Raw genomic sequence first — 10,257 nt, forward strand, 5'->3', positions numbered from 1 at the left:
ATTCTGAAATATTTTTAAAGCGGAAAGTTTGGATGCGATTTCTGCTAACGGAAAAGGGCTTTGCGAGGTGCGGGCTACTGCAACCGAAATTTCAAGAGGAGAACCGAATGCTAGCAAAACTTTTTCCATTTTTTAAAATTACGAAAAAACTAAAAAATGGAAAAGTTTTTGCGGGTATTTTCTATAATTTCTCTGAGATTTCCTTCAACCCCGCATCTTGCAAAACCCATGTTATGCGTAGTGCTTTTATTCTGCTGGTTTTGTATAAGTTACAATGTCAATTCCAATTCCATTTGGGTCTTTAATTGCAAAATGTCTGTCGCCCCAAAGTTCGTCTCGGATTTCAAACTCCATTGAAACACCTTTGTCTTTCAGCCTTTTATAAATTTCGTCCACATTTTCAACTTCTATAGTCAAATAAACACCTTTTCCGTTAAATGCTGATTGGAAAATAGGTTTTTGACTTGGATGGTTCGGTTGCAAAAAACTGATTTCTGACGAATTGTTTGGTGTGTGCAAAAGAATATAAAATTCATTTTCAAAACTCACTCCAAAGTCCAACACTTCTTTGTAGAATTTTTTGGTTTCGCTTAATTTTTCTGTAATAATTCCTGCGTTAAGTTTCATTTTGTTTGTAGTTTGTGCATTTGAAATTCCAAAAAGCAAAACAAATGCGGTTAGTAATATCGTTTTCATTATAATCGATTTTGTTTTACAAATTTAGTTTGAGATTAACCGCTGGAATTGTAAAAATCGGACAAACTAACGGAACGCTTCGGAAGGAGTTACTCCATAAAATGTTTTGAAGTTTTTAATAAAGTGTGCTTGGTCAAAAAAACCAACGTCAAAATAGAGTTTATTATTTTTCAAACTTTGTTGGGAAGGTTTTGCATTTAAAATGTATTGAAAGCGAATAACATTACTAAAAGATTTTGCTGTTGTTCCAATATAGTAATCAAAAATTCTTCGTAATTGTCTAGGACTTAAACCTGTATCCAAATCTTTTTCTGTATCTAAGAAACCTTTTTTTTGAAAAATTAGAATTAGTGAGTTCAAGAAACGCTGGTCTAATTCTATGTTTTGATTATGAATAACCTCTAACAATTTTTTGTTCAATTTTTTTGAAATATCTTCAAATGAAGTTCTTGGTTTTATTTCGGAACATATATAATTATAAATTTCGGGATTTATATTTTTCAATTCCTGTGAGTGATTACTCAATTTTTTAGCGTTTATTCCGAATAATATTGGAAAAGCAGTTGGCAAAAAACGAATGCCGATATAATCAAACTCTTTTCCTATGTTGAATTCAGTAAATTTTCTACAAAATCCCATAACAAAACTTTCCTCGGGTTGTTTATTGTCAAAAAAAATATCAATACAACCATCAGAAACAACACAATAATTGAAATCTTCTGATAATTTTCTTTTGGTTTTCAGTTGCCAAAAACAGTAAACAAAATTTTGGATTTCGTTTTTTGGATAAATTTCTTGATAAGTTATTTCTCCGTCATTTTTAGAAACTGTCGGTTGAATTGGTTTGTAGTATTTTCTTATTGTTTCCAATTTTCTACGGGAGTTTTGATAGCATTACGCATAACGGAAAAAGTATTTGCGAAGGGCGGGCTAAATTGGACGAAAAGTTCAATTTCGACCGAACGAAGCAAATTGCTTTTTCAGATTACCAAATTACGAAAAAAAGTAATATGAAAAGCAAGTTGCGGCTAAATGCAACTGATAGTTCTATTATAACTTCAACCCCGCCTTTTGCAAATACTATGTTAGCCGCTGCCGTTTTTTTGATATAAATTTCTTTTCTCAACACCATAATTATTTACACGCATAAATTCTGTATCTAATCTCCAATTTGGTAAATTTTCAAACAATTTATCTCCAAATTTGTCCATTCCTGAAGTGTTGTTGTCATTAAATTCATAATTTTTAGTATTTGTAATTAGTTCAATTCCTGTTTGTTTAGTCCATTTTCCTGTTGGAATTGAAAATGAATTTACTTCAAGAATATCATTCCATTTAATGAATTCCTCTTTTCCTTTTACTGTAAAATAAAAACCATCGTTTACATATTTAAATTTCCCATTTTCATTATGTCTTTTATTTATTTCTTTTTCTGCATCCTCATAACTTTCATCTTTATAGTTTATTTCAGTCCAAATTTTTGCTCCTGCAAAAGTAATTACTACAAAGCAAGAAAAAACAATCAAAAAAGATATATTTTCACTTTGAAAAGGGTAATTAAAGTAAATGAAAATGATGATTGCAATACTTAATGCTATTAAAAATTTCGCCATTTTATGCAGGTTTTTCGGATAACGGTTGCGGCTAACGGGAAACGGCTTTGCGAAGGCGGGGCTAAGAGGTTCAAAACTTTCTATAAATTCTTTCCCGAGCAAAAACCATTTTCGTTTTTTCAAAATTACAAAAAATAAAAAAAACGAAATGGTTTTTTGCGGCGAAAATTGCGAAAATCTTCAACGCAAGGGAACTTCAACCCCGCTTTTGCAAAACCGATGTTGGCGGTAGTACTTATTTAATAATTTTATTTCTGCTTGAACGATAAACTCTTTTACTTTCTTTGTGCCATTTCTAACACCCAAAGTAAAAGAGTTAAGTTTAGAAATATTTTTTCTTATTTTTTCTCTACTGCATTTTTTAATAAGTCTAAGCCTTGTTGATTGGTTTTTTCCATTTCTGCTTTTGCACCAAAAAGCCACATAAAAAATGCGTCAACCAAACCTGATTCCAATTTAAAATCCTGTTTAACTTCTATACCGTTTGCTGTTTCGGTAAAGTAATAATCAAATGTTGGTTTTGCTACGAATGGCTTTTGAATATCACACTTCATTCTTATAAAATTTGGCTCTTCAACTTTTACGATTTCCTGATAGCCCAAATCTTTACCTTTATTACCAACCCAATGGTATTGAGCGCCAACAGCACCGTCTGTACCTTTAATTTCATACTTCTGCGTTGGATCTTGTGCTGAAAATGGAGACCATTTTGGAAAGTTATTTAGATATTTTACCATATCAAAAACTTCCTGTTCAGTTCCTTTAACAGTAACTGTTTTAACGATTTGAATTGTTTTCAAACCACTGGCTTTATACAAACCAAATCCGATGAACGCTGCAAGAGCGATTCCAATTATTATGAAAATCATTTTTTTGTTCATTTGAAAAGTTTATAATTACTTCATTGGAATTATGTCTCTTACTTCAACTGTGCCACCCATAAAAAGTATTGGGCAGTTTTTTGCAAGTTCTGTTGCAGATTCCATTGATTCTGCTTTTAAAACCATATTACCACCTATAATTTGCCCTTCGGCAATATGAAGTCCGTCTTCTGTGCTTTGATTGGCAAAAATCTTTTTTCCTTCAAAACCCAATTGGTGCGTACTTACTAATTTTCCTTGCATAGCAATTCCACCAATAAATTCTCCCCAATGTTTGTGCATTTCTTGTAGTTGCTCTTGGGTTGGCTGTTCGTTGCTTGGTTCGTATCTGAACAGCAACATAAATTCTTTTAACTGTGTCATTCTTTATAAATTTTAAGATTACTGATGGTGCAAATTTCAGCCAACCAAAAAATTTAAAACTTGCCATATGACAAGAAACACTACTCGCTTGCAATTTCTTTTCTAATACGACTCAATGAAGTGTCTGTAATGCCTAAAAATGTTGCAATATGTTTTAACGATACATTTTGAATAATGTGTGGTTTTTCCTTTAGAAGTTTCAAATAGCGGTCTTTTGCCTGGTCTGCTATTAAAGAAATACTATGTTCTTTTAAAGCAAAATAACTTCCAACCAAAAGACCCCGTTGCTGCTCTCTAAAATTTGTAATAGTATTGAACATCTCTTGAAAGTCGTTGAATGAAATCTCCCAACAAACCAAGTCTGTAAGAGCCTGAATATTTTCTCGTGTCGGTGCAAAGAAAAACATAGATGGATAGTCAATCACTACTTCTCCAGAACCATAAAGGTTAAAAGTAATGTCGTTTCCTTCAGTGTCTATTATGTATGAACGAATAAAACCAGTTTCTATAAACCAGTAACTTTTCTCAACTTGTCCTTCTTTAAGCAAGTAGTCGTTTTTTTGAAAAGTCACTTGTTTGTATCGAGGAATTATCTCCTTCAATTCGTCTTTCGTTATTCCGCTTGATGCGAAAACTCTGTTTAAGAAATGTTCTTCTATCATATATTGTTTTATTAATTTGATGCTATGGTTTGTCGGGTCTGTTAGTATTACCGCCAACTCTCAAATATACGCATATATTTCAATTTTACAAATATATTTTTTTGTTAGTTAATAGGTCTTTGCGATAATATACAAAATGCGCATTTCATTATAACAATATGTGTTTTGCGCAAGTTTTTTGATTGCGCATTTCAGGTTGCTTAAAAAAAAATTTTAATCTCAAGCAACCTTTTCCATTTTTTTGCGTCTAATAGGTAAGAGTCTATGAAAGATAATTTTCAACATATTTTTAATCTTGTCCAAAAAGGTGATAGACAAGCACAAAAAATGGTATTCGATATGTTTTCGGATCGCTTACTTTTTGTGGCTTCTAGTTACGTTGGCAATTTGCACGATGCTGAAGATGTGTTGATGGAAGCGTTTTTCAAGGCTTTTACAAAAATAGAAACGTGCCAAAATTCCAGTGCTTTTTCGGCATGGTTACGAAAGATTGTCGTTAATGAGTCTATTTCTTTTATCAGAAAAAAACAGAATATTCTCTATGTAGATTCTGATTTTATTGAAAATAAAGCTGAAAATTTTACGCATGAAGTTTTAGAAAATGAAGACGAAATTGATTTGAAAGCGTTAATGGATGCAATGCCAACTGGCTACAAAATTATTTTTAACCTCATCGTTTTTGAAGAGAAAAAACATAAGGAAGTGGCAGAAATCCTTAACATAAGTGAAGGGACAAGCAAAAGTCAATACAGTAAAGCTAAAAAGTTTTTGGCAGATTTTATTTTAAAACAAAAAATTGAAAAGCAAAATGTTGAAAAATCTTAAATCTCAATACCATCAAGAAGAGCGCTTCGTGTCTCCAAATCTTTGGGATAGATTGGAACAAAAACTTGACGATGAAAAAGTAGAAGCGCCTAACAAAACTAAACTAAATTTTAGACTATTATGGTGGTCGGTTGCGGCTGTTATCATTTTAGTTTTATCAATCTTTATTGTTGATTCAAATAACGATTTTGAGAATATCAGTCCTAAAATTGTTAATCAGAACAAAGTTGAAACTCAGCAAAAAGAAAAAGATTCAAAACTTAAAAATCCTGAAAAAGTCGAAAATAAATTAGTCGAGGATCAACTAAATATACAAGTCGAAAATTTAGTTCAAATTCAAAATAAACCAATAAAATCGGAAGAAAAACCAATTGTTTCTTATGATGATAATTCAATTAAACCAATTGTAATTCCAGAAGAAAAAGTACTTGCCGAAGCAGCGAAAACTCAACCAACCAAACCTGAAAAGTATGTCACTTCCAAAGATTTACTTTTCGGTGTAGAGTTGGAAAAAACAAGATCTGATCAACAAAATAATCAAAAATCAAAAATGGGAATGAACAATCTCAAACATAAAAAATCCAATGAGGATTTTGACGATCGTCTTTCGCCAAAATCTATAAAAATTCTAGGTTTTACCATATTTGACAAAGATTCTGTTACTAAAAAATAAACTACCTATATGAAATCAAAAATCCTAATTTTAGCTTTGCTTTCAGGCTTTGCTACAGCACAAACTACGCTCGAAAACCAAATCAAAACTTATTCTAGTTCTCTCGAAAATATAATTGCTTCTGAAAAAACAAAAATGCGTGACGAAATTGCGGTGGTCGAATCGGCATATGACGAAGGCAAAATCACTAAAGAAGAACTAATTGATCAAAAAAAATCGATATCGGAGAAATATGAAACGATTATCAACGACAAAATCGAAGCTCAACGTAGCAAAATGGACAGCATTACAAAATCTACCGTTGTAGCGTCTGTGTTCGGAATCAACGCAAAAAACAACTCGAACAATAATGTATACACCAACAGTAGCGGAATTGTAAGTGTTGACATCAATGCAACAAAAAATAAAAACAACCTAAAAAAATACATTAATACAACCTCGACAAGTATTAACTATGCCTTCCTAAATTTAACCAAAGACAAAGGAAGTTTTAATCCTTTCGAGGACGATTCGCAAATGCGCTTTGGGAATTCTCACAGTTTCGAGATTCAGTTTCGTCGCGATATGCAATTGGGAAATGAGGCTAGTCCGTGGTTTTTCCGTTACGGTATTGCTTATCGTACTGATACTTACATGCCAAAACGTCCGCAAGTTTTTGTCCAGAATAACCAAGAACTGTATTTAGAAAATTTTGAAAATGGAAGTTTAAAACGTTCCAAACTGCGTAATGTATATTTGACTTTACCCGTTGAATTTCAGGTAGTATTAAATCCGAAATATAAAGAATATGAAGGGAAAACTTATATTGATGCTCGCAAGAAGATGTATAAAATTGGACTTGGTGCTTATGCCGGAATCAATACAAGAAGTATCGTTAAGGTAAAATATTACAATCCAGAAGGCAAGTTCGATAAGTACCAATACACTTTGGATGATGGCGTTAATAGTTTTTTATTTGGAGGAAAATTGACACTTGGCTATGGAAGTTTTAACTTATTTATTAAAAAAGATTTTACCCCGATTTTTAACGACAAATCGATTTTACCAAGTAAAAACGGCATCCAAATCGGTATCGAATTAGTAAATTTAGATTTTTAAAATGATTCTGAATTCTGTTATTAAATTTTTCATATTTATTCTCGGATTTATTCTGTCTGTGGTGATGATTTCAGCACAGACAGAGATTTCTGGACAAGTTTTTAACGTTGATAAAAAAGCTTTGGCTTACGTCAATATCAGTGTTAAAACTTCGGAATCGGCGACTGTAACTGATAAAAATGGTTTATTTAAATTAATTTTTGAAAAAGATCCAAAAACCAATGATTCTATTGTTTTTTCTACAGCTGGATTTGTCGATAAGCAAATTAGCTTTCAAGATTTAAAGGAGAATCCGAATGTTATTTTGGACCAAAAACAAACGGATCTTAATGAAATTGTTGTAAAATCTATTAAATTAAATGATAAATTAATTGGCGAGAAAAAGCGTCCAATGTTGACGTTTACGAAGTTTTTTAATCAAAATACGCCAACGGCTGAGCAGGGAAGTGTTTTCCAAGTTTATAGCACAACCAAGATCAAAGCCTACAATTTCTACATTATGCCAAGTTCACGTTTTGAAGAATTGACTTTAAAACTAAATATTTACAGTCTCAAAAATGGTTTGCCGCATCAAAATTTGTTAACGGAAAATATTATTTATCAAACTAAAACAACGGGTTGGCAATGCATTGATTTCTCCAATTATCGTCTTCTTTTTAAAAATGAAAAAGAAATTGCGATAACGCTTCAATTGGTTGACTATAAGAAGTTAGCGAATGAAGATTTCGTCTTTGGGGTTTCCGCCAAAAAAAAATTGGGACAGAATCTTTGGTACCGTTATCAAAGTCAAGGAAATTGGGAACGTGCGACTGGACAATATATCGCGAACATCGAAGTCGCTTATAACAAAACACCTCAAGAAAAAGAGATTGCAACTTCTACTGAAACACTAGACAATCTCGATGATGAAAAAGCGAAAGAAAAACTCGCGATCATGAAATATAAAAATGAAGCTCAAAATTCTAATTTTGGACGCAACAAATCGGGAGAATTTTTAGTCGTCAAAGATGCCAAAATCTATTACGAAACTTATGGTGAAGGACCAGTTTTGGTTTTACTTCATGGGAATGGTGGCAGTATTACGGATTTTTATAAGCAAATTCCTTTTTTTGAAAAACATTTTAAAGTTATTGCGATTGATACGCGCGGACAGGGTAGAAGCACGAATCTTTCGAAGCAAGATTACTCATACGAAGGCTTTGCTGATGACTTGTTTGAGGTGGTGAAACAACTTAATCTTTCGAAAATCAAAATTATTGGTTGGAGTGATGGCGGGAATACTGGTTTAATCTTTGCTAAAAATCACCCAGAATTGATTGATAAGTTAGTGACAATTGGCGCCAATCTTTATCCCGAAGGCGTTGACGAATCATTGTTAAATGAAATTAAAAATGATTTTGAAAACGAAGATAATACCGATGATAAAAGACTTCTGAAGCTAATGTTAACACAACCAAAATTAAAACCTGAAGATCTTAATCTCATAAAAATACCGACCTTGGTCGTGGCTGGAGAAACTGATATTATTAAAAAAGAACATACCGACCTTATTCAAAAATCCTTACCAACATCAGAACTTTTGATAGTTAAAAAGGCAGGACATTATGTTCCGTTCGAGCAGCCTAAAATTTTAAATAATGAGATTTTGAAATTTTTAACCAAATAGCTTCCATATATAAAACGGATTGCGATTCAATATTAAAAACACATTTTTATAGATGTGTTTTTTTTCGTATTTTGGCGAAGCATTTTACAAAATGAAAAATATACAGTTAATAGGCGTTATCTTAGTTATTGTGGGAAGTTTTCTCCCATTATTACGCATTCCGTTAGTTGGCAACTGGAATTATTGGAAGATTGATCCTTATCTATCGGGTATTATCTGGACTCTGTCAGCTTTAGGATTATATTTTATTCAAAAAGAGAAACTAAAAGCGACAAGAATAGTTGCAGGAAGTCTTATCTTTTTGTTCATTTTTACAATTGTTGCCATTAAGCTAAAGTCACTTTATTTTTTTGCCTTCCTGCCGTTTAAGTCGTGGCAAAGTGCTTTTGCAGGAATCGTAAAATTATCGTGGGGATGGTTTTTCGAATTTGTAGGTGCAGCATTAATGTTTTTCGGAATTAATAAAAATAAAAATTTAAATAATTAATATTAAAAATAATGAAAGAAGTATTTATCGTTTCAGCGGTGCGTACACCAATGGGAAGTTTTATGGGAAGTTTGTCATCAGTACCAGCAACTAAATTGGGAGCAACTGCGGTTAAAGGTGCTTTAGATAAAATCGGGATGGATCCTAACGCGGTTCAGGAAATCTATATGGGTAACGTTTTGCAAGCTGGCGAAGGACAAGCACCTGCACGTCAAGTAGCTTTGGGAGCTGGTTTGTCAAATCATACACCTTCTACAACTATTAATAAAGTTTGTGCTTCTGGGATGAAGGCGGTTATGATGGCTGCACAATCTATCAAAGCTGGCGATATGGATGTTATTGTTGCTGGCGGTATGGAAAATATGTCAATGGTTCCGCATTATTACAACGCGAGAGTTGCTACTAAACTTGGCGATGTTAAAATGCTAGATGGGATGGTATTAGACGGTCTTACTGATGTATATAACAAAGTACACATGGGCGTTTGTGCAGAAAAATGTGCAACAGATTACAACATCACGAGAGAAGAGCAAGATGCTTTCGCAATCGAATCTTATAAAAGATCGGCAGCAGCTTGGGAAGCAGGAAAATTCAATGATGAAGTTGTTCCTGTGGAAATTCCGCAAAGAAAAGGAGAACCAATTATTTTTGCTCAAGATGAAGAATATAAGTCTGTAAACTTCGATAGATTACCAACGCTTCCTACAGTTTTCAAAAAAGAAAACGGAACAGTTACAGCAGCTAATGCGTCAACACTAAATGATGGAGCTTCTGCGTTAATCTTGGTTTCAAAAGAGAAAATGGAAGAACTTGGTCTTAAGCCTTTGGCTAAAATCGTTTCTTACGCAGATGCTGCACACGAGCCAGAAAACTTTACAACTGCGCCAGCTAAAGCTTTACCAATCGCTCTTAAGAAAGCAGGTTTAGAAGTTTCAGACATCGACTTTTTCGAGTTTAACGAAGCCTTCTCAGTTGTAGGTTTAGCAAACAACAAAATTTTAGGATTAGATGCTTCTAAAGTTAATGTTAACGGTGGTGCAGTAGCGCTTGGACATCCACTAGGAAGTTCTGGCTCTAGAATTATCGTAACACTTATCAACGTATTAAAACAAAATGGTGCAAAATATGGTGCTGCTGCAATCTGTAACGGAGGCGGTGGAGCATCAGCTATTGTTATCGAAAATATCTAAGTATTATTTATTTTAATAAAGGTAGTATCTCACTAACTGTGTAAGTTAAAAAGTTATTCTGAAAAATTTTGAGCCCTCAAAGCTCAAAAAAATTTTCGGAAAC

At 33.0% G+C, this 10,257-nt stretch carries 12 protein-coding genes; 6 read left to right on the plus strand and 6 right to left on the minus strand.

Annotated elements, in window-relative coordinates; genetic code table 11:
* Positions 1-246: 246 nt before the first annotated feature.
* The 6 genes from RT037_RS13360 to RT037_RS13385 form a co-directional block, all read right to left on the minus strand.
* Positions 247-627 (minus strand): VOC family protein, encoded by a 381-nt coding sequence (locus RT037_RS13360; protein WP_122028882.1) that lies wholly within the window; start codon positions 625-627, stop codon positions 247-249.
* Positions 628-762: 135 nt separating this feature from the next.
* Complete coding sequence (locus tag RT037_RS13365; protein ID WP_313032193.1) at positions 763-1,566, minus strand: helix-turn-helix domain-containing protein; 804 nt, start codon at positions 1,564-1,566, stop codon at positions 763-765.
* Positions 1,567-1,781: 215 nt separating this feature from the next.
* A complete protein-coding gene (locus tag RT037_RS13370; RefSeq protein ID WP_313032194.1) occupies positions 1,782-2,432 on the minus strand; it encodes a hypothetical protein in 651 nt (216 codons plus the stop codon).
* 215 nt (positions 2,433-2,647) lie between these two features.
* Positions 2,648-3,190 carry an SRPBCC family protein gene (locus tag RT037_RS13375; RefSeq protein WP_239285684.1) on the minus strand — a complete coding sequence of 181 codons (543 nt, stop codon included), beginning with the start codon at positions 3,188-3,190 and terminating at the stop codon, positions 2,648-2,650.
* Between the two features lie 15 nt (positions 3,191-3,205).
* Positions 3,206-3,553: a YciI family protein gene (locus RT037_RS13380; protein WP_239285686.1), complete on the minus strand. Its 348-nt coding sequence runs from the start codon at positions 3,551-3,553 to the stop codon at positions 3,206-3,208.
* A gap of 80 nt (positions 3,554-3,633) precedes the next feature.
* Positions 3,634-4,215 carry a Crp/Fnr family transcriptional regulator gene (locus RT037_RS13385; protein WP_239285688.1) on the minus strand — a complete coding sequence of 194 codons (582 nt, stop codon included), beginning with the start codon at positions 4,213-4,215 and terminating at the stop codon, positions 3,634-3,636.
* A gap of 264 nt (positions 4,216-4,479) precedes the next feature.
* Between RT037_RS13385 and RT037_RS13390 the strand changes: the two genes are divergently transcribed.
* From RT037_RS13390 to RT037_RS13415, 6 genes are all read left to right on the plus strand, one after another.
* Positions 4,480-5,040, plus strand: coding sequence for a sigma-70 family RNA polymerase sigma factor (locus tag RT037_RS13390; RefSeq protein ID WP_313032197.1), 561 nt, complete (start codon positions 4,480-4,482; stop codon positions 5,038-5,040).
* Entirely contained in the window at positions 5,024-5,713 is a 690-nt protein-coding gene (locus RT037_RS13395; RefSeq protein WP_313032200.1) for a hypothetical protein, read from the plus strand. Before RT037_RS13390 ends, RT037_RS13395 begins: the two co-directional genes overlap by 17 nt.
* Before the next feature lie 9 nt (positions 5,714-5,722).
* Positions 5,723-6,811, plus strand: a complete 1,089-nt coding sequence (locus RT037_RS13400) for a hypothetical protein (protein ID WP_313032201.1) — start codon at positions 5,723-5,725, stop codon at positions 6,809-6,811.
* Position 6,812: 1 nt separating this feature from the next.
* Positions 6,813-8,477, plus strand: a complete 1,665-nt coding sequence (locus RT037_RS13405; protein ID WP_313032204.1) for an alpha/beta fold hydrolase — start codon at positions 6,813-6,815, stop codon at positions 8,475-8,477.
* Positions 8,478-8,568: 91 nt separating this feature from the next.
* Positions 8,569-8,964, plus strand: a complete 396-nt coding sequence (locus RT037_RS13410) for a hypothetical protein (RefSeq protein WP_312324656.1) — start codon at positions 8,569-8,571, stop codon at positions 8,962-8,964.
* A gap of 11 nt (positions 8,965-8,975) precedes the next feature.
* Positions 8,976-10,154: an acetyl-CoA C-acyltransferase gene (locus tag RT037_RS13415; protein ID WP_312324655.1), complete on the plus strand. Its 1,179-nt coding sequence runs from the start codon at positions 8,976-8,978 to the stop codon at positions 10,152-10,154.
* The last annotated feature ends 103 nt before the right edge of the window (positions 10,155-10,257 follow it).

It is taken from the genome of Soonwooa sp., from assembly GCF_032062245.1.
Classification (GTDB): Bacteria; Bacteroidota; Bacteroidia; order Flavobacteriales; family Weeksellaceae; genus Soonwooa.

What these genes read in the sequence shown, in the direction of transcription:
- RT037_RS13410 (WP_312324656.1), top strand. Translation starts at nt 8,569, where the DNA reads ATGAAAAATATACAGTTAATAGGCGTTATCTTAGTTATTGTGGGAAGT.
- RT037_RS13395 (WP_313032200.1), top strand. Translation starts at nt 5,024, where the DNA reads ATGTTGAAAAATCTTAAATCTCAATACCATCAAGAAGAGCGCTTCGTG.
- RT037_RS13375 (WP_239285684.1), bottom strand. Translation starts at nt 3,190, where the DNA reads ATGAACAAAAAAATGATTTTCATAATAATTGGAATCGCTCTTGCAGCG.
- RT037_RS13405 (WP_313032204.1), top strand. Translation starts at nt 6,813, where the DNA reads ATGATTCTGAATTCTGTTATTAAATTTTTCATATTTATTCTCGGATTT.
- RT037_RS13385 (WP_239285688.1), bottom strand. Translation starts at nt 4,215, where the DNA reads ATGATAGAAGAACATTTCTTAAACAGAGTTTTCGCATCAAGCGGAATA.
- RT037_RS13390 (WP_313032197.1), top strand. Translation starts at nt 4,480, where the DNA reads ATGAAAGATAATTTTCAACATATTTTTAATCTTGTCCAAAAAGGTGAT.
- RT037_RS13360 (WP_122028882.1), bottom strand. Translation starts at nt 627, where the DNA reads ATGAAACTTAACGCAGGAATTATTACAGAAAAATTAAGCGAAACCAAA.
- RT037_RS13380 (WP_239285686.1), bottom strand. Translation starts at nt 3,553, where the DNA reads ATGACACAGTTAAAAGAATTTATGTTGCTGTTCAGATACGAACCAAGC.
- RT037_RS13400 (WP_313032201.1), top strand. Translation starts at nt 5,723, where the DNA reads ATGAAATCAAAAATCCTAATTTTAGCTTTGCTTTCAGGCTTTGCTACA.
- RT037_RS13415 (WP_312324655.1), top strand. Translation starts at nt 8,976, where the DNA reads ATGAAAGAAGTATTTATCGTTTCAGCGGTGCGTACACCAATGGGAAGT.